We start from the raw sequence: 23,355 nt of genomic DNA on the forward strand, positions 1-23,355 counted from the left end.
ATCCGAGAATTTCTCGGATCAGCAGGCCACTAAAATATTGATTCTAGTGTCTTTTCGATTCCGAAATTCGCTTGCGAATTTCGGAATCGGGACACTAGGGCCATATCCGTGGACCGGCGTGAACGGATATGGCTCCGGACTGAAACCCGGCGGCGGCCCCGAGTCGCAGCCGCGGATCGCGGCGGGCGAACGGCGGCGGGAAAGCGGCCGGTAAAAAAGATTCCCTCTTGATTTTGCAAAAGCCGAGGAAAGTCCTGTTCCCGTCGTCCCGGCACGCTCTTGCCGTTTAAGGATCTTCATATATCTAGTGTGCCATCAGTTGCCCGCACGCGATATATAGGGGCATAATCAAAACAAGGGACGAGGTGGCGTAGCCCGCTCCCGGCGATTTCCACGGAGATGATGCATGAGCCTGGACGACGTATCCGGAACTGTATCTGATCGTCCCGCCGAAGAGCGCGACCTGTTTCAGGATCGCGACGGAGCCCAGGCTCGGGACATGAACCAGGACATGTTCGATGATGTGGTGCAGCTCCCCGGCCATCACCCGGTGCGGGTGAATCGCGCGCGCGACGCATTGCTCACGCCCTTCGGCAAGGCGACGCTCGATAATCGCTATCTGCTCGAAGGCGAAAGCTACCAGGACCTGTTCGGCCGCGTCGCATCCTATTACGGCGCCGATGCCGGCCACGCCCAGCGGCTGTACGACTATATCTCGCGCCACTGGTTCATGCCGGCCACGCCCGTCCTGTCCAATGGCGGCACGACGCGCGGCCTGCCGATCTCCTGCTTCCTGAACGAGGCGAACGACAGCCTGCGCGGCATCGTCGACCTGTGGAACGAAAATGTCTGGCTGGCCTCCAAGGGGGGCGGCATCGGCTCCTACTGGGGCAATCTGCGCTCGATCGGCGAGAATGTCGGCCGCAACGGCAAGACGTCGGGCGTCATTCCCTTCATCCGCGTGATGGACAGCCTGACCCTGGCCATCAGCCAGGGCTCGCTGCGCCGTGGCTCGGCCGCCGTCTACTTGCCGGTCTGGCATCCGGAAATCGAGGAATTCATCGAAATCCGCCGCCCCACCGGCGGCGACCCGAACCGCAAGGCGCTGAACCTGCATCACGGCGTGCTGGTGTCCGACGCGTTTATGCGCGCGGTGGCCGAGGACGCGGAATGGGCGCTGCTGTCGCCCAAGGACGGCGCGCATATCCGCAAGATTTCGGCCCGTTCGCTGTGGATCCGCATCCTGACCGCGCGGATGGAGCAGGGCGAGCCCTACATCATTTATTCCGACCACGTGAACAACGCGCGGCCCGAGCACCACAAGCTCGCGGGGCTCGAGGTCAAGACCTCCAATCTGTGTGCCGAGATCACACTGCCCACGGGCATGGATCACCATGGCAAGGAGCGGACGGCGGTCTGCTGCCTGTCCTCGCTCAACCTGGAAACCTGGGAGGAGTGGAAGGACGACCCGCGCTTCATCGAGGACGTGATGCTGTTCCTCGACAATGTGCTGCAGGACTTCATCGACCGCGCGCCCGACGACATGGAGCGCGCGAAATACGCCGCCGCGCGCGAGCGTTCGGTCGGCCTGGGGGTCATGGGCTTCCATTCCTTCCTGCAGGCCAATGACGTCCCGTTCGAAAGCGTGGTCGCCAAGGTCTGGAACAAGCGGATCTTCAAGCATATCCGTCAGCAGGCCGACGCCGCCTCGCGCAAGCTGGCCGAACTGCGCGGCCCGTGCCCCGACGCGGCCGAATACGGCATGATGGAGCGTTTCTCCAACAAGCTGGCCATCGCGCCGACCGCGTCGATTTCGATCATCGCCGGCAATTCCAGCCCCGGCATCGAACCGATCGCCGCCAACGTCTTCCTGCAGAAGACGCTGTCCGGCTCATTTACCGTGCGCAACCGGCACCTGCTCAAGCTGCTGATCGACAAGGGCCGGAACACCGACGATGTCTGGTCCTCGATCACCCTGAACAAGGGCAGCGTCCAGCATCTGGACTTCCTGACGCAGCAGGAAAAGGACGTGTTCAAGACCGCGTTCGAACTGGATCAGCGCTGGGTGATCGAACACGCCGCCGACCGCGCGCCGTATATCTGCCAGGCCCAGTCGATCAACCTGTTCCTGCCGGCCAACGTGCATAAGCGCGACCTGCACCAGATCCATTACATGGCCTGGAAGAGGGGCGTGAAGTCGCTCTATTACTGCCGTTCGCTGTCCATCCAGCGCGCCGACGCAGTCAGCAACATGGTGGGCAAGAGCGACATCATGGCCGGCGAGCCCGAGCCCGCCCCCCCCGTTGCCGCCCCGGCATCGACGACCAATTATGAGGAATGCCTGGCCTGCCAGTAAGGCGGATCCAGCTCAGTTGGATCCAATGCGGCCGGACATCCGATCCGGCCGCCGGCATCGCGGAGAGTACCACATGACCGAGACCCAGAACGCACCCGAAACCGGGGGCGAGCCGCATTTCGACCTGCTGACGGCCAATCCGGTCTACAAGCCGTTTCGCTACCCTTGGGCCTACGATGCCTGGCTGACCCAGCAGCGCGTCCACTGGCTGCCCGAGGAGGTGCCGCTCGCCGACGACGTCAAGGACTGGCACCGCACCCTGACGGAAAGCGAACGGCACCTGGTCACCCAGATCTTTCGCTTCTTCACGCAGTCGGACGTCGAGGTGAATAATTGCTACATGAAGCATTACAGCCGGGTCTTCAAACCGACCGAAGTGCTGATGATGCTGTCCGCGTTTTCGAATATCGAAACGATTCACATCGCCGCCTACAGTCATCTGCTCGACACCATCGGCATGCCCGAGGCCGAGTATTCCGCTTTCCTTAAATATAAGGAAATGAAGGATAAATATGACTATATGCAAAGCTTCTCGGTCGACAGCAAATACGAGATCGCCCGTACCCTGGCCGCGTTCGGCGCCTTCACCGAGGGGCTGCAGCTTTTCGCGTCCTTCGCGATCCTGCTGAACTTCCCCCGTTTCAACAAGCTCAAGGGCATGGGGCAGATCGTCTCGTGGTCGGTGCGCGACGAAACCCTGCACTGCCTGTCGATGGCCCGGCTGTTCCGCGTCTTCATCCAGGAAAACCCGGAAATCTGGACTGAAAAACTGCGCGAGGACATCCGGCAGATCTGCCGCGACATCGTCGAGCACGAGGACGCATTCATCGACCTGTCCTTCGAAATGGGTTCGGTCGAAGGGCTGGATGCCGACCAGGTCAAGACCTATATCCGCTTCATCGCCGACCGGCGCCTGAACCAGTTGGGCCTGGATACGCTCTACGACGTCCCCGGCAATCCGCTGCCCTGGCTGGACGACATGCTGAACGCCGTCGAACACACGAATTTCTTCGAAAATCGCGCCACGGAATATAGCCGTGCCTCGACGAGCGGCTCGTGGGAAGAAGCGTTCGAAGAGAGCGTCTTCCAGTAATATCGGGGACCGGCTGACCGTCCCACGGCCCCTTTTCGGCACGCGCCTCTTCAGAAAAAACCGTTGATTTATCAATGAATTAAAGAATAGGGGTCAAGGGGTCCGCGACCCCTTGCGGGTCGAGGGCAGCGCCCTCGCCTTACCGCGCAAGAGGTACGCCCCCGGCACGGCATGCCGTCGCGTCATCCGCCCGGCGGATCGCACAGCGCGGCGCCGTCGCGCAGGACCGACTGCGCCTGCGGCGTAAAACATCCGTCTTCCCGATGCAGGACCAGGCCCGGATGCAGGACGGCCGGTCCCCGGCCGCCGATTCGACCCTGTACCAGCATGATTCGCGCCGGCCGCCCGGTCTTGGGCCAGAAGGGGAACAGCGACAGGCTGCCGATCGCGTTGTCACGCATCGCGGCGATCGCGCAATCCAGCAACGCCGCCGGCAGCGCCAGCGTCAGCGTGCCGCGATGCCGCACCTGCCGCCCCAGGCAGCGAACCCAGAGTGCGATCATGTCCCGCGATTCCACGCGCCGGGCCAGGTCCCGCCGCGCGTCGGGCGACGGCGTCGAATCGGCGCAATGCCAGGGCGGATTGGCGAAGGCGTGGTCGAAGCGGCCGCCATCGGGCGGAAAATCGGGCGGGCCGGGCAGGGCGGGCAGGGCGGCCTGGACGACCCGCAGACGGTCGAAGCCGTTCTGCGCAAAATTCGCCTCCGCCAGCAGCGCCGTCCGGGCATCGCGTTCCAGCCCCAGTCCGGACAGGCCCGGTACGCGATGGGCCAGGCACATCAACCCGGCTCCCGCGCCGCATCCGCCCTCCAGCACCCGCTCGCCAGGCCGGGCCGGAATGGCGGCCGCCATCAGCACGGGCTCCAGCCCGGTGCGATAGCCGTCGCGATACTGGCGATAGAGGATGCGGCCACCCAGCAGGGATCCGGCGCCGATCGCCGCCGGATCGGGGGACGCGGACGGCAGGTTCTCGTCCACCCCGGCCGCGTGTTCCGCTTCCGCCATTACGTCCTTCGGCTTGACCGTCATACCCGCGCCGCTCATATGTTCTGCAGACCAACCCTACGGAACCGGGGAGTTTAACCTTTTGGGCGTCGCAGTCACTCTGCCGGATTCCGAGAAATCGGCAAACGCGAAGAATACCGGGGCCGGTAAACCATCGGCTAACGGTGCCGAGACGGCGTTGCGCGCCTTGTCGGACTATCTCGCCGACGACATGGCCGCATGCAACCACGCGATCGTGGCCAGGATGGACAGTCCGGTCGCGCTGATCCCGCAACTGGCGGCCCATCTGGTGGCCGCCGGCGGCAAGCGGCTGCGCCCGCTCCTGACCCTGGCCTCGGCGCGGCTGTGCGGCTACCCGGCCGACGACGCGAATCAGCGCCATGTCGGCCTGGCCGCCTGCGTCGAATTCATCCACACCGCGACCTTGCTGCATGACGACGTCGTCGATGAAAGCCAGTTGCGCCGCGGCCTGGCCAGCGCCAATGCCGTGTTCGGCAACAAGGCCTCGGTGCTGGTCGGCGACTTCCTGTTCGCGCGGGCCTTCCAGTTGATGACCGACGACGGCTCGCTGAAGGTGATGCAGATCCTCTCCTCGGCCTCGGCCACGATTTCCGAGGGCGAGGTCCTGCAGATGTCCACGCAGAACGACCTCTCGACCTCGGTCGACCAGTATCTGGAGGTCATCCACGGCAAGACCGCCGCCCTGTTCGCCGCCGCCTGCCGCGTCGGCGCCGTCGTCGCCGCGCGGCCCGAGGCCGAGGAATTGGCGCTGGAAGCCTACGGCACCAATCTGGGCATGGCCTTCCAGCTTGTGGACGACGCGCTGGACTACGCGGCGGACCAGGCCGTGCTGGGCAAGACGGTCGGCGACGATTTCCGCGAGGGCAAGATCACTCTGCCGGTCCTGGCCGCCTACGCGGCCGGCACCGAGGAGGACCGCCGGTTCTGGCGCCGGGTGATCGAAGACAGCGAACAGACGCCCGAAGACCTGGACCACGCGCTGGACCTGATCGCCCGGACGGACGCGATCGAAACCACCCTGGATCGCGCCGCCACCTACGCAAGGGCGGCGCATGCGGCGCTGGACATCTTCCCCGACAGCCATCTGCGCCGGCTGCTGCAGGATACCGCCGCCTACACCGTCAGTCGCGGAAGCTGATGTCTCGCCCCGCACGGCGGGACCATCGCGGGGCCATATCGTCCGGTTTCATTCGTCGGCCGTGCAGGTCGCTGCGGCAGGTCACTCGGCCGAGTGCGCCGCTTGCATCGCGAACAGGGCAGGGGGGGCATAGCCCAACGGCGCGATGGCGGCGGTCAGACGTGCGCATTCCTCGGGCATGGCGGTAAAATAAGCGGTTTCGGGCCTGGCCTGGATGCCGTCGGCCGCGTCCCGCGTCCCGTGCGGCAGGCCCTCCAGAACGGCCGCGGCCTGCCGCGCCACGGCATCGGCGGGGTCGAGCCAGGTCGTCCCCCGAGGGGAGGCCGCACGGAGTTGCTCCATCAGGAACGTGTAATGGGTGCAGCCGATCCCCACGACATCGATCGCGCTCCCGCCCGGCTGGCCGAACAGCCCGTCCAGTTCGCGCCGGATGGCCTCCTGCGGAATCGCATGCCCCCGGAACGCCCGCTCGGCCAGGTCGGCCAGGCCGCGCGCGCCATGGGCCAGCAGCGTGCAGTCCGGGGCATAGCGCCGCTGCAATTCACTGACATAGGGACGTCCGACCGTCGCCCGCGTCGCCAGCAGGCCGATGGTCCGCGTCCGGCTCAGCTCGCCCGCCCATTTTATGGGGGGCACACACCCGACGAAGGGCGTCGCATACTGCGCGCGCAACGCTCCCAGGGCCAGGGTGCTGGCCGTATTGCAGGCTATGACCACCACGTCCGGCGACATGTGCGCGATCGCCCGGCCGACCAGCGCCACGATCCGCCGGACCAAGGCCTGGTCAGGCTGCTCGCCATAGGGATAGACCGCCGTGTCGGCCAGGTAATCGACCGGCACGCCGGGCAGCCGCGTCCGCAGGGCGCGGACGATGCCGAACCCGCCGATGCCGGAATCGAATGCCAGGATCCGCGGTGCGGCGGCGGGCGGCATGGGCGATCGTCAGCCCTGGCTCTGCGATGCACCCTTGAATGCCAGGGCTTCCTCGGCGCTGGCCACCCCGCCATGGCGCGCCGACCAGCCGCACGGATCTTCCAGGAAGCGCCGGACCTCGGCCGCCGCCTTTTCCGAGAAATAGGGCTGCCCGGCGCAGGCTTCCAGCACGTCCCACCAGGTGCACAGCGCATGCAGCGAGATGTTCATGTCCGCCAGCGTCCGCAGCGATCCCGGAAACACGCCATAGAAGAAGACGACGAACGTATGGTCGACAATGGCCCCGGCGTCGCGCAGGGCGCGGGCGAAGCGGATCTTGGACGATCCGTCGGTCGTCAGGTCCTCGACCAGCAGCGTGCGCATGCCCTCGGGCACGTCGCCCTCGATCTGCGCGTTCCGGCCGAATCCCTTGGGCTTCTTGCGGACATAGGCCATGGGCGCCATCATCCGGTCGGCGATCCACGCGGCGAACGGAATGCCGGCGGTCTCGCCCCCCACCACGGCGTCGATGCTCTCATATCCGACATGGCGGCCGATCTTCTCGACCCCCAGCTCGACGATCTTTTTTCTGGCGCGCGGGAAGAAGATGATGCGCCGGCAGTCGATATAGACGGGCGACTTCCAGCCCGAGGTCAGGGTGTAGGGCTCCTCCGGCCGGAAATTCACGGCCTTGATCTCCAGCAGCAGCTTCGCGGTGGTCAGCGCCGCGTCGCGATCCCACGCTGTGGAACCGGACGAGACGCCGGTGCCGTATCCTGTCGATTCGTTCATGCTGCCTGGTACTCCGGTCTGGGCATAGCGCATCTGGGCATAGCGCGTAAGATTCCGTGGCTTTAGCGGGAACGCATGCGAAAATCCATCGTTCGGCGGCAATTGCCGCGGCATCCCGCGCTGGCGCGCCGGCGGGGTTTTCCTTGCCTGCCGTCCGGCCAGCCGGTAATATCCCACGTGTTGCAAATCATTCTCAAATATCGTTCTCAAAATTAAGGATGGGCATTGTGAGCGTCGAGACCGGCCGGATTGTGCGGAATTGCGAACGCGCGGTCGTGACCGCGTACCAGGAACTGCGCGAAATCGGGACCGGCGACGTGTCGGCCTTTCACGCCTGCACCACCTTATACCGCATCCACCATCCCGAGGCCTCGCTGAACGAGGCACGGCGCCTGGTCTCCGAGTGGATCGATCACCACATCATCCGCCGCGACAAGGGCCCGACCCAAGGGTGCGAATGTAATTGATCTGCGTCCCGAGCGGCGCAGCCATAGCCGCGCCGGGGAAGAGGGCATAGGGCAGGGCGGCCACAGGCCGCCCGGTCCCGTCAGCCGCGCTGGTCGAACGGCACGAAATCGCGCTGCGCCGAGCCGGTATAAAGCTGGCGCGGACGGCCGATCCGCTGGGCCGGCTCCTCGATCATTTCCTTCCATTGGCTGATCCAGCCCACGGTACGCGCCACCGCGAACAGCACGGTGAACATGCTGGTCGGAATGCCCATCGCCTTCAGGATGATGCCCGAATAGAAATCGACATTCGGATACAGGCTGCGCTTGACGAAATAGTCGTCGTGGATCGCGATCTTTTCCAGTTCGATGGCCAGGTCCAGCAACGGATCGTCCTTGACCCCCAGTTCGCCCAGCACCTCATGGCAGGTCGCCTGCATGATCTTCGCGCGCGGATCGAAATTCTTGTAGACCCGGTGCCCGAAACCCATCAGGCGCACCCCGCTGTTGCGGTCCTTCACCTTGTCGATGAAGTCGGGAATGTTCTCCTTGCTGCCGATCTCGGCCAGCATCTTCAGCACGGCCTCGTTCGCCCCGCCATGGGCGGGCCCCCACAGGGCGGCGATCCCGGCGGCGATGCAGGCAAACGGGTTGGCGCCGGTCGAACCGGCCAGCCGCACGGTCGAGGTCGAGGCGTTCTGCTCATGATCGGCATGCAGGATCAAAATGCGATCCATGGCGCGCGCCAGCACCGGATTGACCTTGTACGGCTCCGACGGATGCGCGAACATCATCGACAGGAAGTTCTCGGCATAGGTCAGGTCGTTGCGCGGATACACGAACGCCTCGCCCTGCGTATATTTGTACGCCCAGGCCGCGATCGTCGGCAGCTTGGCGATCAGGCGCATGGCCGACAGGGTGCGGCTGGCCTCGTTCGAGATGTCGATGCCTTCATGGTAGAAGGCCGACAATGCGCCGACCGTCCCGCACAGGATCGCCATCGGATGCGCGTCGCGACGGAACCCGTTGAAGAAATTGCGGATTTGTTCGTGCAATAGGGTATGCGTCTGGATGGTCGCGACAAAGGCGTCATGCTGCGCGCGGTTCGGCAATTCGCCGTTCAGCAGCAGGTACGCCACCTCGGTGAAGGTCGCCTGCTCCGCCAGTTGCGAGATCGGATAGCCCCGATGCAGCAAAACCCCCTTTCCGCCGTCGATGAAGGTGATCCTGCTTTCGCATGATGCGGTCTCGCCATAGCCGGGATCGAAGGTGAACACCCCCAGATCGGCGGCGATCCTGCGCACGTCCAGCACCTCCGGCCCCAGCGTTCCCGAAAGGACCGGCAGCGTCGCTGTCTTTCCATCCAGCGAGACGGTGGCCACTTTTCCTGACTCGGTCATCAAGCTCTCCTCCTGGTCGTCCGCCGCCGTGCGGTGCGGCGGTGTCTCGTCCCTCAGCCTGCGGGAAGCTGTCCTCTGCGTGACAATCATGCAATCACCCGGGCGGCCGTTCACCCGGGTTTTCCCGGGATCGTACCGGCCTCGGTGCGGCAGGCGTGCGCCGAGATAAAGACGAAACGATCCTTGTGGCAACTCCGCCCCGCGGGGGGCTTCACGCCGTCAATCGCATAGCACCCGGGTCAGGCTGACCCTCTTGCGCTTCAGCTTGTGCCACGGGCCGCGCACGCCGAAGAACACCGTCGCCAGGGTTGGAAAACCGCGGGCAAGAACGGCCTTGTCCGGATCGTCGACCGACTTGCCCGCCAGGTCCAGAACCAGTTGGTACAGGTCGGGATTATGGCCTACGACGATGATGTTCCTTGCTTTTTCCGGGGCCAGGCGCAGCACCTCCAGAATGCCGTCCGGGCCGTTCTCATACAGCCCGGCCTCCGTCCGCCGCAGGGGCGCCGGGCCGGCCGAAAGCGGCCCCAGCGCGTCATAGGTCTCGGCCGAGCGCACCGCCGGGCTGACCAGGACCAGATCGGGCACGAAACCGATATCGCGCAGTTGTGTTCCCCGCACATGGGCGTCCCGGCGCCCGGCCGGGGTCAGCGGGCGGGCCAGGTCTCCCTTCGCGCCATGCTCGTCGCGGGCGGCTTCCGCATGGCGCATCAGCACCAGCGTGCGCGCCAGATCGTCCTCGTCATCATGGCCATCGCCCTGCATCAGCCTGCTCCGTTCATGCCTGCCCGTTCGTACCTGCCCCGTTACCTGATTGGCGCGCGATGGCCTCGTGATGGCGGATGACTTCCTTGATGATGAAGGCCAGGAACTTCTCGGCGAAATCCGGGTCCAGCCGCGCCGCGCCCGCCAGGTCGCGCAGCCGGCGTACCTGGTCGGCCTCGCGGGCCGGGTCGGCGGGGGGCATGTTGTGCCGTGCCTTCAGTTCGCCCACCGCCTTGGTATGGCGAAACCGCTCGGCCAGCATGTAGATCAGCGCGGCGTCGATATTGTCGATGCTCTGACGCAGGGCCAGCAGGCTCTGCCTGGCCTGCTGGTCGGCATCCTCGGTCGGCAGGGTCGTGGCGCCGGCGGTCCTGTCGTTCACGTAAACATGCTCCTGTCTGTCGATCATGCCGTTATACAGGCATTCATGTCTCCGCGGGCAAATCGATCCACGCCAGGTGCCCGCCTTTTCCGGCCCCCGTATCGACGAAGACCGACGTGCCGCCCGCGCGGCCGGCGCGCACCCACGGGCGCCCATCGGTCGAACGCCTGTCATGTCCGCAATAGACGGTATAGCCGGCCGGGATATGGTCCACCCAGTTCAGCCGCCGCTCGGGATAGCCGTCCTTCTGCATGCGTCCGGTGGTCTCGCCGAACAGGGCGCGCGACATCACCGGCGTCACGGCGCCCAGCGCGGGCGGCGGCGCCTCGCTCAGCATCCGGGTATGGAACCCGCCATGGACGAAGATTCGCCGTCCCAGCACGACCCAGGCCGGCGCATGCGCGATGTCGTCCAGCGCCCGACCGCGCACGTCGGCGTTTTCCGGCGCGCGCAATTGCCGCAGCGTCTGGGTCAGGGGCTCGTCATGGCGCATCTTGTGCCCCGCCAGGGCGCGCGCCAGCTTGCGGTCGTGATTGCCCAGGATGAACAGCCCCCGCCGTTCGTCCAGCAGACGCTGCATCACGCGGAAGACGCCAGCGCTGTCCGGGCCATGATCCACCAGGTCACCCAGTTGGATGACGAAATGGTCCGTCGCCGCCGCATGCTCGAACGCCCGCAGGTCGCCATGCACATCCCCCACGACCCGAATCGGCCGCCCGGCGATCAGCCGCTCAAGCGCCAGCCGGCCGGCGGCGATGGCCAGCGGATCATGCGCCGAGGGATCATGCGCCGGCCCGGCGGATGGAACCGCCCTTTCGGCGTGGCTGGACGATGGTGCGGGCTGGTTCGGGGGCATGTCCGTCAGGTGGCAGCAGGATCAGGGGGGCAGCGGAAAAAGAGGGCCGGATGATTGTTCATGAATATGGGGCGCATTCCGCATTTCGCCATGCCCCGATCGTTCTTCGCACCCCTTGACCCTCTTCCAGAGACCCTCCGTCCCTGTCCATGAATATTTCGGAATCCGGATATCTGTCTTTCACATCCTGCCATTTCCGCCGCGCGGCGGCATCGCGCGGCACCGGATCCGGATATGGAAACGTGACCGGGCCCAAGGGCCGGACATGCGGCGAGCACGTGCACGGGCCGCATGGCGGCCGGATGGGTGGTATTTAAAAACATTCGTAAATATCTAAGAATGTAAAAAATCCGGGTTCCGGGTCCGCCATGCGGACCCGCCCGCGCGCATGGCGTCCGGACGGGGGATCGGACCGCCGGACCGTCGGCGCGCCGCCCGGACCATCATGTTTTTCCTTTAAAAACATCGCTGACTCATAACAGTCTTTTGTTGTGACGGCTTCGCCGCGAAAAAGAACAGATGGCGCGTCGGACCGGGTGCGGACCCGGCCGCCATGCCGAACGGCAGGAAGACAGCAGCAGAAAGAACTGCTGCAGAAAGAAACTGCAGCAGAAAGACTGGGGGAAACGCGTCCATGATCGATCACAGCCGGATCCGTAGCACGGCCTTTCGGGCCAAGGTGACGTCGGCCGAACAGGCGGCCTCCTTCATCCGCCCCGGTGCCATGGTGGGCATGAGCGGCTTTACCGGCTCGGGGTATCCCAAGGCCGTGCCGCAGGCGCTGGCCGCGATCATCGAGGCCGAGAAAAAGACCGGAGCCGAATGGACCGAAGCCGAAAGGGCCGGAGTTGAAAAAGCGGGGGAAAACCCCTTCCGCATCCGCCTGCTCACCGGCGCATCCACCGGGCCCGAACTGGATGGCGCCCTGGCCCGGGCCGACGGCATCGCCTTCCGCATGCCCTATAATTCCGACCCCGTCCTGCGCGGCCTGATCAACGCGGGCGCGGTCGATTATCTGGACATGCATCTCAGCCACGTGGCGCCCATGACCTGGCAGGGGTTTTTCGGCCGGATGGACGTCGCGGTGATCGAGGCCGTCGCGATCCGCGAGGACGGCACGATCGTCCCGTCTTCCTCGGTCGGCAACAACAAGACCTGGCTGGACACGGCCCGCCAGGTGATCATCGAGGTCAATAGCTGGCAGGACGCGGCGCTCGAAGGCATGCACGACATCTGGTACGGCACCGCCCTGCCGCCCGAACGCCAGCCGATCCCTCTGGTGCGGCCCGACGACCGGATCGGGCAGACGACCCTGCGCGTCGACCCGGCGAAAATCGTGGCCGTGGTCGAAACCTTCGCGCCCGACCGCAACGCCCCCTTCGCCCCGCCCGACGACGCCGCGCGGGCGATCGCCGGCCACCTGATGGAATTCTTCCGGCACGAGGTCGCGCGCGGCCGCCTGCCGCCCTCCCTGCTGCCCCTGCAATCGGGGGTGGGCAACGTGGCCAACGCGGTGATGGCCGGGCTGGATGACGGCCCCTTCGAAAACCTGACGGCGTTTACCGAGGTCATTCAGGACGGCATGCTGGGCATGCTGGAATCCGGCAAGATGCGCGTCGCCTCGGCCACCGCCTTCTCCCTCAGCCCCGGGGCCGCCGAGGCCCTGAATGCCCGGATGCGCGAATTCCGCACGAAGATCATCCTGCGCCAGCAGGAAATCAGCAACCATCCCGAACTGGTCCGCCGCCTGGGATGCATCGCGATGAATGGACTCATCGAATCCGACATCTACGGCAACGTCAATTCTACTCAGATCATGGGCTCGCACATCCAGAACGGAATCGGCGGCTCGGGTGATTTCGCGCGCAACAGCTACCTGTCGGTCTTCATGACGCCATCGACCGCCAAGCACGGCCGGATCTCGGCCATCGTGCCGATGGCGTCGCATGTCGACCACATCACCCAGGACTCCCAGATCCTGGTCACCGAACAGGGGCTGGCCGACCTGCGCGGCCTTTCCCCCAGGCAACGCGCCGAGACCATCATCCGCAACTGCGCCCACCCGGACTACCGGCCGATGCTGCTGGACTATTTCCGCCGCGCGCGTGAAGGCTCCTATGGCCGGCAGTCGCCGCACCTGCTGGACGAATCCCTCTCCTGGCACCAGCGCTTCATCGAAACCGGCTCGATGCTGCCCGCCTGACCCGACGGTCCCCGGCCGCGCCGCGCTGAAGCGGCCGGGGCGCCCGAACGCTCTTCTCCCGAACGATCCGCCTACATGTCCAGGTCGGCGCGCGACTGTCCCGCCATGGTGGCGGCATGGTCCAGATTGACCGACAGCACCCGGCTGACCCCGCGCTCCTGCATGGTCACGCCATACAGCCGGTCCATGTGCGCCATGGTCAGTTGATGATGCGTCACCACCAGGAAACGCGTTCCCGCCTCGGCCGCCATGTCGGACAGCAGGGCACAGAACCGCCCGACATTGGCATCGTCCAGCGGCGCGTCGACTTCGTCCAGCACGCAGATCGGTGCCGGATTGCAGCGAAACACCGCAAAGATCAGCGACAGGGCCGTCAGCGCCTGCTCGCCGCCCGACAGCAGCGACAGCGTCGCCAGCTTCTTGCCCGGCGGCTGGGCATAGATCTCCAGCCCCGCCTGCAGCGGGTCGTCATTGCCGACCATGCCCAGATGCGCCCGCCCGCCATTGAACATGCGCGCGAACAGCGACTGGAAATGCTGGTCCACCTCGGTAAAGACCGCCAGCAGCCGCTCGCGCCCCTCCCGGTTCAGCGCGCCGATCGAACCGCGCAGCCTCGCGATCGCGGACTCCAGTTCGTCCTTCTCGTTGCGGATGGTGGTAATGCGGGTTTCCGCCTCGTCGGCCTCCAGTTCGGCACGCAAATTGACCGGCCCCATCTCCTCGCGCTCGCGCGTCAAGCGCGCGATCTTGCGGCGCAGGCTCGTCTCGGCGGCTTCGGTCAGGTCGGGCGGCACGATACCGGGCGGTTCCGGCGTATCGGCCAGCAATTGCGCCAGGATCGCCTCGGCCTGCTCATGGCGTCCTTCGGCACGCAGCAGGGCCTCGCGTGCCCCCGCCAGGGTCGCTTCGGCATCCCGGCGTCCCGCCTGGGCGTCGGCCAGCGCGCGCTCCGCCGCCGCCAGGGCGCCGGCGGCATCGGCATGCCCGGCCTCGGCTTGCGCCAGCGCCGCGCGCGACGTCGCGCGCGTACGCGTCACCTCGTCGGGCAGCGCCGCCAGGCGCGCATGTTCGGCGCGGGTCGCCTCCAGGCGCGCCGTGCTCTGCGCCAGTTCGGCGATGGCGGCATCGCGCCGCGCCGTCCATTCGGCCAGCCCATCCTGCAGCCCGGCCTTGCGTCCCTGCGCGGCCTGCATCTCGGCCAGCAGGGCGGATCGATGCTGCCGGGCCGTATCCTCGGCTGCGCGGGCGGCCGCGACGCCCTCGCGCGCCGCCGCCAGCGCGGCGGCGATCGCGTCCAGGTCGGGCAGGGCATCGCGCTCGGCCGACACCCGCGCCAGTTGGGTTTCCGCCTCGTCGCGTTCCTGCTCCAGCGCCGTCAGGCGCGGCGCCTGCGCGTCCAGCGTGCTACGGATCTCCAGCACCGACGCGCGCTGCCGCGCATGGGCGTCCTGCGCCTGCTCCAGCGCGCTTTCGGCCGCCTGGCGGGCGCCGCGCGCGTCCTCCTGCGCCTGGGCCGCCTGCCGCGCCCGCCGTTCGGCCGCCTCCTGCGCGTCCTGCGCCACCGTGACCGGCGGCAGGGCGGCCAGCGCCGCGTCCGCCTCGATGCGCGCGGCCTCGGCGGCTTCGGCCTCACGGGCGATCCGCTGCAATTCTGGCGCGATGGTCGCCAGCCGCGTCTCGGCCTCGCCATGCCGCGCCGTCGTTTCGCTGTCGGCACGGCGGGCCTGCTCCAGCGCGGTCTCGGCGCCGCGCCGGGCTTCGCGGGCGGCAGCCTCGGCCGCCTGGGCGTCCTGCTCGCGCCGGCGCGCCGTCTCATGCGCGCCGGCCAGGCTGGCGGCGTCGGGCAACGCCTCCAGCGCGGTCCGGGCCGCGGCCAGTTGCGCCTCGGCCTCGGTCAGGGCCTGCGCCGCCTGCTCATGCTGGGGCAGCACGGTATCCAGCCGTGCCCGCGCGGTCGCGTCCAGCCGGCTGATCTCGGCTTCTTCCGCCCGCATTTGGCGCAGCATGGTCTCGACCTGCGCATTCCGGGCGCGGGCCCGGGCCAGCGCCGCGCCCGCCTCGGCCCGCGCGGCGTCCGAAACGGCCAGGGCGGCTTCCGCCGCCGGCAGTTCCGCGCGCTTCGCCGCGCGGGCCGCCTCGGCCTCGCGCAGCCGGTTGCGCTGCTGCATCAGCATGGCCGCACGGCTGGGCTGGCCGGCCGCCATGCGATAGCCGTCCCAGCGCCACAGGCCGCCTTCCCGGTTCACCAGGCTCTGCCCGGGGTGCAACGCGGCCTGCAACCCCGCGCCATCCGCCCCGTCGGCCAGCAGCCCGATCGCCGCCAGCGCACGGGCCAGCGCCGGCGGCGCGGTCACCAGGTCGGACAAGGCGATCGTCCCGTCGCCCGGCAGGGCTGGGGCGGGTTGGGCCAAGGCAGGCAGGGCCAGGGCAGATTGAAGCAGGGCAGGTTGAAGCAGGGCAGGCGGCGACAGGTCGTGCCACCGGCACGGCGCATCCGCCTCCAGGGACGCGTCCAGCCCTTCGGCCAAGGCGGCGGCCAGCGCGGATTCCAGCCCTTCCGGCACGCTTATGTCATCCACGATGGGGCGGAAGGGTGACTCGCCTTGTCCGGTCGACAGGGCCTGGGCCAGCCCCTCGGCCTGGGCATCCAGGCGCGACAGGTCCGCCGTCATCGTCGCCAGGTGCTGCGCGGCAGCATCCCGGTCGGCCTGGGCGGCGCTCAACGCCGTCTCGGCAGCCGACAGGACCTGGCCGGCCTCGGCCAGGTCCCGCTCGCCGGTCTCGCGCGCGGCGCGGGCCTGGGCCAGCCGCTCCGGATCGATCGCGGCATCCCGTGCCTGCGCCAGTTCGCCGTCCAGGGCCTGGCGGCGCGCCTGGGCGCGCGACTGGGCGGATTCGGCGGCGCGCAAGGCGTTCTGCAGAGCGGTACGGCGGGTGGCGGCTTCCTGCAGGCGCGCGCGTGCCTCCATCTGCGCGGCCGACGCGGCCTGGCGCTCCAGCTCCGCCTGCTCCAGCGCCGCGCGCGCGGCATCCAGCGCGGCCTGCGCATCCGCCAGCCCGCCCCGTAACGCATCCCGTCGATCCCGGTCCACCAGTCGGGACCGGGCCTCCGCCTCGCGCCGCAGCAACGCGTCCTGCTCGTCGCGCAGCGCGCGGGCGCGCTGGTCGGCCTGCGTCAGGACGCGGCGCAAATCCTCATGCCGGCGCCGGGCCTCGGCCGCCTGGTCGCGCGCCAGGTTCGCGGCCAGGGTCGCATCGGCATGCTCCTGGCCCGCCGCATCCTGGGCCGCCCGTGCCCGGGCCAGTGCCTCGGTCGCCGCGGCCAGTTCGGCGGCCTGGGCGTCCAGCGCCGCCTGGTCCGGCAGGCCGGCACGCAACGCCGCCAGTTCTGCCGCCAATTGCGTGCTTTGCGCAGCCAGGCGCGCGTGACGGGTCTCCGCCTCCCGATGGGTCTCGGCCACCTGGGTGGCGCGGGCCTGTGCCGTGGTGGCGGCGGCCGTCGCCTGTTCCAGCGCCTGCTCGCATGCGCGCACCTCCCCCGTCGCGGCGGCCAGCGCGGTGTCGGCGCGCCCGATCTCTTCGGGCAGCGCCGTCAGGCGCGCCTCCAGCGCCGCATGCTCCTTTTCCAGCCGGGCGACGGTTTCGCCGGCGTCGGCCGCGCGGGCCGAAGCAGCGCGATGATCGCTCTCGCCGTCCTGCAGCCGCGTCGCGGCGGCGCGCGCCGCGTCGGCCGCGCGCTGTTCTTCCTGGGCGATGTTCTCGGCCAGGATTTTCTGGCGTTCCAGCACGGTGCGGCTCTCATCCGCCCGGCCGCGCAGCGCCGGCAGGTCGCGATTGGCCTCGAATTCGGCCATGACCGCGTTTTCGGCGGCTTCCTCGGCGTCGCCCAGGGCCTGCCGCGCCTGGCGCGCGGCCTGCCCCGCGCGTTCCACCGCCAGGCGCGCCCGGGCATGCAGCAGGGCCAGCAGGCTGATCTCGGCCTCGCGCAGGCCCGACGACAATTCGCGATAGCGCCTGGCCTGCTGCGACTGGCCGCGCAGATTGTCCAGATGCCCTTCCAGTTGCACGCGCAGATCCTCGGCGCGTGCCAGGTTGGCTTCCGTGGCCCGCAGCTTCAGCTCGGCCTCGTGCCGGCGGGCATGCAGGCCGGTAATGCCGGCCGCTTCCTCCAGGATCGAACGCCGCTCCTCTGGCCGCGCATTGACCAGCGCCGAAACCCGCCCCTGGCTGACCATGGCCGACGACCGCGCGCCGGACGCCAGGTCGGCGAACAGGGTCTGCACGTCGCGCGCGCGGATCGGCTTGCTGTTGACGCGGTAATCGCTGCCGGCGCTGCGCTCGGCCCGGCGACTGATCTGCAATTCGTCCTGGTCGTGCAGCGGCGGCGGCGCGATGCCCGTCGTGCCTTCCAGCGTCAGCGTCACTTCAGCCAGGTTGCGCGCCGCCCGCGCGGCCGTCCCGGCGAAGATCAGGTCATCCATCTCGCCGCCGCGCAGCGACCGGGCGGAACTCTCGCCCATCGCCCAGCGCAGCGCCTCGACGACATTGGACTTGCCGCAGCCGTTCGGGCCGACGATCCCGGTCAGGCCGGGCAGGATATCGACCGAAACCGGGTCGGCGAAGCTCTTGAATCCCGCGATACGCAGGCGGACGAAGCGGGCAGTCATCGGATGGTCATAGCGCCGGCAGCCGGATCAGGCGAGCGACGCGACCTTCTGCGCGAATTCGTCGTACGTCATTTCCTGCCCGACCTGCACCGTGTCGTTGAAGCGGAAGGTCGGCGTGCCTTCGATCTTGTACTGGGCCTGCGCGCGGTTTTCCTCGTCCATGATCGCCTGGCGCAGCGTGTCGTCGGCCAGCGTCTTCCGGAACAGCTCGGCGGGCATTCCCGCCAGCGCGGCCATCTTCTGCAATTCGTCCTGCGGGTTGACGTCGCGGGCGAAGGCCCAGCGATCCTGGCTGGACAGCAGCGACAGCACGAAGGGCTCGTACCGCTCGGGCGGCAGGCTGCGCGCGACCATCGCCGCCGCCAGCGCCACCTGGTCCAGCGGGAAGTCGCGGAAGACATAATAGACCTTGCCGGTATCGATCAGCTTGCTGCGGACCTCCGGAAACACTTCCATCGCGAATCGGGCGCAATGGGTGCAGGTCAGCGAAAACCACTCTTCGACATGCACCTTCGCGTTGGGGTTGCCGGCCGCGCGGACGGCCATGCGCGGGTCGGCCGCGGCACGGGCGCCGCTACCCCAACTCGCCATAAGGGCAGGGGGCACGGTCGCGATCAGGGTGCGGCGGGTCACGGGCATGGCTGAACTGGCTCCGGCATGCGGGTACGAACGGGACGGCTCACGTCAAGGAAGCGACAGAGCCCACAAAGCGGGCAGGCGTCAAGATGGCGCGGCCAGGGGGGTACCGGCCGGGGGCACCGGCCGCGACGGGTCGGTTCGTCAGGGCGCGGGCGCGGGGGAAGCGGCCGGCGGCGGGGGACGGACCCGGACCTTGCGGATATGCAGCGAATCCGCATCCAGCACCCGGAATACCAGCCCGCTCTCGTGGGTCAGCACCTCGCCCCGTGTCGGGACATGCCCGGCCAGATAGAACACCAGCCCGCCCACGGTCTCGATTTCCGCCTCGCGTTCGGCCTCCGTCAGGATCGACCCCATCCTGGCCTCGAACTCTCCCACCGGCAGCCGCGCATCCACGTCGAATGTCCCGTCCGGCCGTTCCTGGATCAGCACGGCGGTGGGCTCGTCATGTTCGTCGGAAATGTCGCCGACGATCGTCTCCACCAGGTCCTCGATGGTCACCAGCCCGTCGATGCCGCCATATTCGTCGATCACCAGCGCCAGGTGGACCCGGCGCTGCCGCATCTGCAGCAGCAGGTCCAGCACCGGGATCTGCGGCGCGACCATCAGCGGCTGGCGCAGCAGCGCCTCCACGCTGAACGCCTCGCTGGTGCCGGCATAGGCGATCAGATCCTTCACATGGATCATGCCCACGATGTCGTCCAGTTGCTCGCGATAGACCGGCATGCGCGAATGGTTCTCGCGGCGCATCAGCGCCAGCGCCTCGTCCAGGCTCAGCGTCACCGGCATCGCCACGATATCGGCGCGCGGCACCATCACGTCGTCGGCGGTAATGCCGCGCAGCCGCAGCACGTTGGCGATCAGCGCGCGTTCCTGCCGGTCCAGTTCCGAACCGCTATCCCCGCCGTCGCCTTCCGCGTCGTCGGCTTCCTGCACCAGGGCGGCGATCGAATGGCGCAATCCCTGCTCGACGCGCCGCCGGCCGAACAGCGAAAGCAGCCCCTTTCCGCGCTGACGCTGCGGATGGGCCTCATCGGCCCGGCCCGGCCCGCCTTCGGGTACGGCAGGGTCGGGCGAAGCGTGGTTCACTGTCCACCCCCCGCGATGCCTGCGCGGTATTTCCACGGGTTGGGTACGGACAGCCGGCCCAGGATCCTGGATTCCGCCATTTCCATCCGCCTGGCCTCGCCGGCCTGGTGATGGTCATGCCCCCGCAGATGCAGGATGCCATGGACCACCAGATGCGCCAGATGGTGGCGGATCGGCCGGCCGGCGGCCTGCGCCTCGCGCCGCACCGTCTCCAGCGCGATCATGATGTCGCCGCCCGTCGGCCCGCCCGCATGTTCGCTGGGATAGTCTCCCGGATATTCGAACGTCAGGACATTGGTCGGCTTGTTCCGGTCGCGATGCCGGGCATTCAGCCGCCGGATCGTCCGGTCATTGTCCAGCGCGATCGTCACCGCCGCCGGCCCGGTGCCGGCCCAGGCGGCCAACGCCGTGCGGCGCACCAGCGCCGCCACGCCCGGCACGACTCCGTGCCAGCGGGCGTCGGCGATGATAACCTCGCATTCAGGTCCGTCCCGCAGGACAGAAGGAGGAAGGCCGGCGGCCAGACCGGCCGCCGGCGTTTTTCTAGGGACCCCGTCTGGTTCGACCCGGGTCTGACTACTTCGCGGTTCCATTGTTCTCCCGGCGCGCCCTGCTGCGGGACATATCCCGTTCGGCCGCCGCACGCTGATCATAGGCGTCCACGATGCGCGCGACCAGCGGGTGTCGCACCACGTCGCGGGATTCGAAGCGCATGATGCTGATTCCGGGCAGCCCTTCCAGCGTGTCCACGGCATCGCGCAGGCCCGACGGCACGCCCGCCGGCAGGTCGACCTGGCTCAGATCGCCGGTCACCACCATGCGCGTGCCGGTGCCCATGCGGGTCAGGAACATCTTCATCTGGGCGGTCGTAGTGTTCTGCGCCTCGTCCAGAATGACGAAACTATGGGCCAGCGTCCGCCCGCGCATGAAGGCCAGGGGCGCGACCTCGATCTCGCCCGTGCCCATGCGGCGCACCACCTGGTCGCCCGGCATCATGTCGTGCAGCGCGTCATAGAGCGGGCGCAGATACGGGTCGATCTTGTCCTTCATGTCCCCGGGCAGGAATCCCAGCCGCTCGCCGGCCTCGACGGCCGGGCGCGACAGCACGATCCTGTCCACCTGCCCGGCCATCAGCATCGCCACCGCCTGGGCCACCGCCAGATAGGTCTTGCCGGTGCCGGCGGGGCCGACGCCGAACACCATCTCGGTCTGCGCCAGCATTTCCATATAGGCCGTCTGCCCGGCCGAACGCGGGGCGATCGCGCCGCGCCGCGTGCGGATCGCGGGTAGTTCCGGCAGCGTCAGCCGGTGCGGGTCGGGCAGGTGCGGGGCATCGTGCGGCATGCGCGTCCGTCCGTCGGATACCGTGTGGGTGGCCATCGTGTGCGGCCGGGTGTGATGGGCGGCGGCCATGCGGATCGCGGCATCGACCTCGCCGCTATCCAGCCCGTTCGCCCGTTCCAGCTTGTGATACAGCGCATTCAGCGCCGACCGGGCGATCTCCACGCGGTCCGGCGTGCCGCTGATGGCCACGCGATTCCCCCGGCAGGACAGCCGGACGTCGAATCCGCGTTCAAGGTGAAGCAGGTGACGGTCGTGATCCCCGACGAGCATCGCCAGCCTGGCATTGTCGTCGAATTGCAGGGTAATCGTCCGCGTGGCGCTCATGCCGCCATGGCGGGACGGATCGTGATGGTCGCGCACCCGGGTCGGGCGGCGGCCGGACAGGATTTCTGCTACCGTCTGTTCACTCAAGCGAAGGCTCTCTCCTGTACGAGGGTTCCACTCAACGAATTGGTGTATCGCTCACGGATCTCCACGTTGACGATCTGGCCGATCAGGCCGTCCGGCCCGTTCACATGCACGGGTTGAAGATAGGGCGAACGGCCGGCCAGTTGCCCCGCCTTGCGCCCGTGCCCGGTGAACAGGACCGGAACCACGCGCCCCACCGTCGCGGCATTGAACGCATCCTGCTGCTCGCGCAGCAGCGCCTGCAGCGCCTGCAGGCGGGCGTCCTTGACGTCTTCCGCGATCTGCAGCGGCGCGCCGGCGGCCGGCGTGCCGGGACGGGGGGAATATTTGAACGAAAACGCCTGCGCGAAACCGACATCGCGGATCAGTTGCAGCGTCGCCTCGAAATCGGCGTCGGTCTCGCCCGGATGGCCGACGATGAAATCCGACGACAGCGCGATATCCGGCCGCGCGTCGCGCAGCCGCAGCACGATGTCGCGGTACTCCGCCGCCGTATGGCCGCGATTCATCGCATCCAGAATCCGGTCCGACCCTGACTGCACCGGCAGGTGCAGGAACGGCATCAGCGCCGGCAGGTCGCGATGGGCCGCGATCAGCGCATCGTCCATGTCGCGCGGATGCGACGTGGTATAGCGGATGCGCGCCAGGCCCGGGATGCCGGACAGCGCCTCGGCCAGCCGGGCCAGCCCCCAGCTCCGGCCGTCCGGCCCTTCGCCGTGATAGGCATTCACGTTCTGGCCCAGCAGCGTGATCTCGCGCGCCCCGGACTCGACCAGGCGCCGCGCCTCGCGCAGCACCGACGCCACCGGCCGGCTGGCTTCCGCCCCCCGCGTATAGGGCACCACGCAGAACGAGCAGAACTTGTCGCACCCTTCCTGGATGGTCAGGAACGCCGTCAGCCCGCCGGGCGTCTGCGGCGCCTGCGCGTCGGGCAGAAAATCGAATTTCTGCTCGGCCGGAAAATCGGTGTCGATCACCGCGCCGGCCGCCCGCGCCGCGCGCGCCACCATCTCCGGCAGGCGGTGATAGGTCTGCGGCCCCAGCACGATATCGACGAACGGCGCGCGCGCCAGGATCTCCCGGCCTTCCGCCTGCGCCACGCACCCCGCAACCGCCAGCACGGTCTCGCGCCCCTCGGCCGCCCGCGCCTCCTTCACCAGGCGCAGCCGCCCCAGTTCGGAAAACACCTTCTCGGCCGCGCGGTCCCGGATGTGGCAGGTATTCAAGATGACCATGTCGGCGTCGTCGGGCGCCGCGACGGGGCGATAGCCCAGCGGCCGCAGCACGTCGGTCATCCGCGCGCTGTCATAGACGTTCATCTGGCAGCCCCAGGTGATGACATGCAGGCCCCGCGTCTCGGGCACGGCATTCTTTTCCATGGCAATGGGGCTGGCAGGCTGTTCGGTCACGGTACTGGCTTCCTGGTCGCGCCGCCGGACCATCCCGCGCAGGCGCGGGAACACATCATATGTGTCAAGCTTCGGGTCAAGGCCCGGTGCCGGCCATGCCGGGATGGAACAGGATCATCACGCGGCGAATCTCCCCCTGCGATACCGGGTGCTGCGAGCGTCTCTGCATCGATCAGGCAAAGATACGGCGGGATTGTCAAGATGAACCTCCAATTCCCGCAACAAAAAACCGCCAGCCCCGTTTTTCTGTCGTCGCGTCAAATCATTGCCTTATAAATGGCATAGACACTGCGTCGGCGCGCGGCAGGTCCGCCGTGCGAGGAAACGGGCGGGACACGGCATATTGGCATGGTCAGGGCGGCGTCGCGCCGCATCGCGGGGCAGGGCGGACACGGCGGCGGCAAAAATCGTCATCAGGCGCCTTCAGGCAT

At 67.9% G+C, this 23,355-nt stretch carries 18 protein-coding genes; 5 read left to right on the plus strand and 13 right to left on the minus strand.

Annotation, left to right across the window (positions count from 1 at the left end; translation table 11 throughout):
* Positions 1-406 precede the first annotated feature (406 nt).
* Both QN315_RS00265 and QN315_RS00270 read left to right on the plus strand, forming a co-directional pair.
* The gene (locus QN315_RS00265; protein WP_323991027.1) at positions 407-2,356 is read left to right on the plus strand and encodes a ribonucleoside-diphosphate reductase subunit alpha; all 1,950 of its coding nucleotides are present in this window, start codon (positions 407-409) and stop codon (positions 2,354-2,356) included.
* A 73-nt stretch (positions 2,357-2,429) separates the two neighbouring features.
* Positions 2,430-3,449, plus strand: coding sequence for a ribonucleotide-diphosphate reductase subunit beta (locus tag QN315_RS00270; RefSeq protein ID WP_323991028.1), 1,020 nt, complete (start codon positions 2,430-2,432; stop codon positions 3,447-3,449).
* Positions 3,450-3,631: 182 nt separating this feature from the next.
* Here QN315_RS00270 and QN315_RS00275 read toward each other — a convergent pair whose 3' ends face one another.
* Positions 3,632-4,453, minus strand: a complete 822-nt coding sequence (locus QN315_RS00275) for a tRNA1(Val) (adenine(37)-N6)-methyltransferase (RefSeq protein ID WP_408904669.1) — start codon at positions 4,451-4,453, stop codon at positions 3,632-3,634.
* A gap of 82 nt (positions 4,454-4,535) precedes the next feature.
* Between QN315_RS00275 and QN315_RS00280 the strand changes: the two genes are divergently transcribed.
* The gene (locus QN315_RS00280; RefSeq protein ID WP_374729254.1) at positions 4,536-5,612 is read left to right on the plus strand and encodes a polyprenyl synthetase family protein; all 1,077 of its coding nucleotides are present in this window, start codon (positions 4,536-4,538) and stop codon (positions 5,610-5,612) included.
* Positions 5,613-5,693: 81 nt separating this feature from the next.
* Here the strand turns inward: QN315_RS00280 and QN315_RS00285 are convergent, their stop codons facing one another.
* Together QN315_RS00285 and QN315_RS00290 are read right to left on the minus strand one after the other, a co-directional pair.
* Positions 5,694-6,545, minus strand: a complete 852-nt coding sequence (locus QN315_RS00285) for an aspartate/glutamate racemase family protein (protein ID WP_323991030.1) — start codon at positions 6,543-6,545, stop codon at positions 5,694-5,696.
* A gap of 9 nt (positions 6,546-6,554) precedes the next feature.
* The gene (locus QN315_RS00290) at positions 6,555-7,316 is read right to left on the minus strand and encodes an orotate phosphoribosyltransferase (protein WP_323991031.1); all 762 of its coding nucleotides are present in this window, start codon (positions 7,314-7,316) and stop codon (positions 6,555-6,557) included.
* A gap of 218 nt (positions 7,317-7,534) precedes the next feature.
* Between QN315_RS00290 and QN315_RS00295 the strand changes: the two genes are divergently transcribed.
* A complete protein-coding gene (locus QN315_RS00295; protein WP_218064195.1) occupies positions 7,535-7,783 on the plus strand; it encodes a hypothetical protein in 249 nt (82 codons plus the stop codon).
* Between the two features lie 80 nt (positions 7,784-7,863).
* On the opposite strand, the gene gltA is transcribed toward QN315_RS00295, so the two are convergent.
* The 4 genes from gltA to QN315_RS00315 all read right to left on the minus strand — a co-directional run bounded on the left by gltA (position 7,864) and on the right by QN315_RS00315 (position 11,165).
* Positions 7,864-9,162: a citrate synthase gene (gene gltA, locus QN315_RS00300; protein WP_323991032.1), complete on the minus strand. Its 1,299-nt coding sequence runs from the start codon at positions 9,160-9,162 to the stop codon at positions 7,864-7,866.
* A 219-nt stretch (positions 9,163-9,381) separates the two neighbouring features.
* Positions 9,382-9,927, minus strand: coding sequence for a histidine phosphatase family protein (locus QN315_RS00305; protein ID WP_323991033.1), 546 nt, complete (start codon positions 9,925-9,927; stop codon positions 9,382-9,384).
* 13 nt (positions 9,928-9,940) lie between these two features.
* The gene (locus QN315_RS00310; protein ID WP_323993689.1) at positions 9,941-10,279 is read right to left on the minus strand and encodes a chorismate mutase; all 339 of its coding nucleotides are present in this window, start codon (positions 10,277-10,279) and stop codon (positions 9,941-9,943) included.
* A 73-nt stretch (positions 10,280-10,352) separates the two neighbouring features.
* The gene (locus QN315_RS00315; RefSeq protein ID WP_176639079.1) at positions 10,353-11,165 is read right to left on the minus strand and encodes a metallophosphoesterase; all 813 of its coding nucleotides are present in this window, start codon (positions 11,163-11,165) and stop codon (positions 10,353-10,355) included.
* Between the two features lie 634 nt (positions 11,166-11,799).
* Here QN315_RS00315 and QN315_RS00320 point away from each other — a divergent pair.
* Positions 11,800-13,368 carry an acetyl-CoA hydrolase/transferase family protein gene (locus tag QN315_RS00320; RefSeq protein ID WP_323991034.1) on the plus strand — a complete coding sequence of 523 codons (1,569 nt, stop codon included), beginning with the start codon at positions 11,800-11,802 and terminating at the stop codon, positions 13,366-13,368.
* A gap of 71 nt (positions 13,369-13,439) precedes the next feature.
* Here QN315_RS00320 and QN315_RS00325 read toward each other — a convergent pair whose 3' ends face one another.
* The 6 genes from QN315_RS00325 to miaB form a co-directional block, all read right to left on the minus strand.
* A complete protein-coding gene (locus tag QN315_RS00325; protein ID WP_323991035.1) occupies positions 13,440-18,035 on the minus strand; it encodes an AAA family ATPase in 4,596 nt (1,531 codons plus the stop codon).
* A gap of 27 nt (positions 18,036-18,062) precedes the next feature.
* The gene (locus QN315_RS00330; protein WP_323991036.1) at positions 18,063-18,674 is read right to left on the minus strand and encodes a thioredoxin domain-containing protein; all 612 of its coding nucleotides are present in this window, start codon (positions 18,672-18,674) and stop codon (positions 18,063-18,065) included.
* A gap of 141 nt (positions 18,675-18,815) precedes the next feature.
* Positions 18,816-19,673 (minus strand): hemolysin family protein, encoded by an 858-nt coding sequence (locus tag QN315_RS00335; RefSeq protein ID WP_323993692.1) that lies wholly within the window; start codon positions 19,671-19,673, stop codon positions 18,816-18,818.
* Positions 19,674-19,759: 86 nt separating this feature from the next.
* Positions 19,760-20,203, minus strand: coding sequence for an rRNA maturation RNase YbeY (gene ybeY, locus QN315_RS00340; protein ID WP_323991037.1), 444 nt, complete (start codon positions 20,201-20,203; stop codon positions 19,760-19,762).
* Positions 20,204-20,339: 136 nt separating this feature from the next.
* A complete protein-coding gene (locus QN315_RS00345) occupies positions 20,340-21,413 on the minus strand; it encodes a PhoH family protein (RefSeq protein ID WP_374729376.1) in 1,074 nt (357 codons plus the stop codon).
* A 101-nt stretch (positions 21,414-21,514) separates the two neighbouring features.
* Positions 21,515-22,894: a tRNA (N6-isopentenyl adenosine(37)-C2)-methylthiotransferase MiaB gene (miaB, locus tag QN315_RS00350; RefSeq protein ID WP_323993695.1), complete on the minus strand. Its 1,380-nt coding sequence runs from the start codon at positions 22,892-22,894 to the stop codon at positions 21,515-21,517.
* Between the last annotated feature and the right edge of the window lie 461 nt (positions 22,895-23,355).

The organism is Nguyenibacter sp. L1, assembly GCF_035199985.1.
GTDB classification, from domain to species: Bacteria; Pseudomonadota; Alphaproteobacteria; order Acetobacterales; family Acetobacteraceae; genus Gluconacetobacter; species Gluconacetobacter vanlangensis.

What these genes read in the sequence shown, in the direction of transcription:
- QN315_RS00265 (WP_323991027.1), top strand. Translation starts at nt 407, where the DNA reads ATGAGCCTGGACGACGTATCCGGAACTGTATCTGATCGTCCCGCCGAA.
- QN315_RS00270 (WP_323991028.1), top strand. Translation starts at nt 2,430, where the DNA reads ATGACCGAGACCCAGAACGCACCCGAAACCGGGGGCGAGCCGCATTTC.
- QN315_RS00275 (WP_408904669.1), bottom strand. Translation starts at nt 4,453, where the DNA reads ATGGCGGAAGCGGAACACGCGGCCGGGGTGGACGAGAACCTGCCGTCC.
- QN315_RS00285 (WP_323991030.1), bottom strand. Translation starts at nt 6,545, where the DNA reads ATGCCGCCCGCCGCCGCACCGCGGATCCTGGCATTCGATTCCGGCATC.
- QN315_RS00290 (WP_323991031.1), bottom strand. Translation starts at nt 7,316, where the DNA reads ATGAACGAATCGACAGGATACGGCACCGGCGTCTCGTCCGGTTCCACA.
- QN315_RS00295 (WP_218064195.1), top strand. Translation starts at nt 7,535, where the DNA reads ATGGGCATTGTGAGCGTCGAGACCGGCCGGATTGTGCGGAATTGCGAA.
- gltA (WP_323991032.1), bottom strand. Translation starts at nt 9,162, where the DNA reads ATGACCGAGTCAGGAAAAGTGGCCACCGTCTCGCTGGATGGAAAGACA.
- QN315_RS00305 (WP_323991033.1), bottom strand. Translation starts at nt 9,927, where the DNA reads ATGCAGGGCGATGGCCATGATGACGAGGACGATCTGGCGCGCACGCTG.
- QN315_RS00315 (WP_176639079.1), bottom strand. Translation starts at nt 11,165, where the DNA reads ATGCCCCCGAACCAGCCCGCACCATCGTCCAGCCACGCCGAAAGGGCG.
- QN315_RS00320 (WP_323991034.1), top strand. Translation starts at nt 11,800, where the DNA reads ATGATCGATCACAGCCGGATCCGTAGCACGGCCTTTCGGGCCAAGGTG.
- QN315_RS00325 (WP_323991035.1), bottom strand. Translation starts at nt 18,035, where the DNA reads ATGACTGCCCGCTTCGTCCGCCTGCGTATCGCGGGATTCAAGAGCTTC.
- QN315_RS00330 (WP_323991036.1), bottom strand. Translation starts at nt 18,674, where the DNA reads ATGCCCGTGACCCGCCGCACCCTGATCGCGACCGTGCCCCCTGCCCTT.
- miaB (WP_323993695.1), bottom strand. Translation starts at nt 22,894, where the DNA reads ATGGAAAAGAATGCCGTGCCCGAGACGCGGGGCCTGCATGTCATCACC.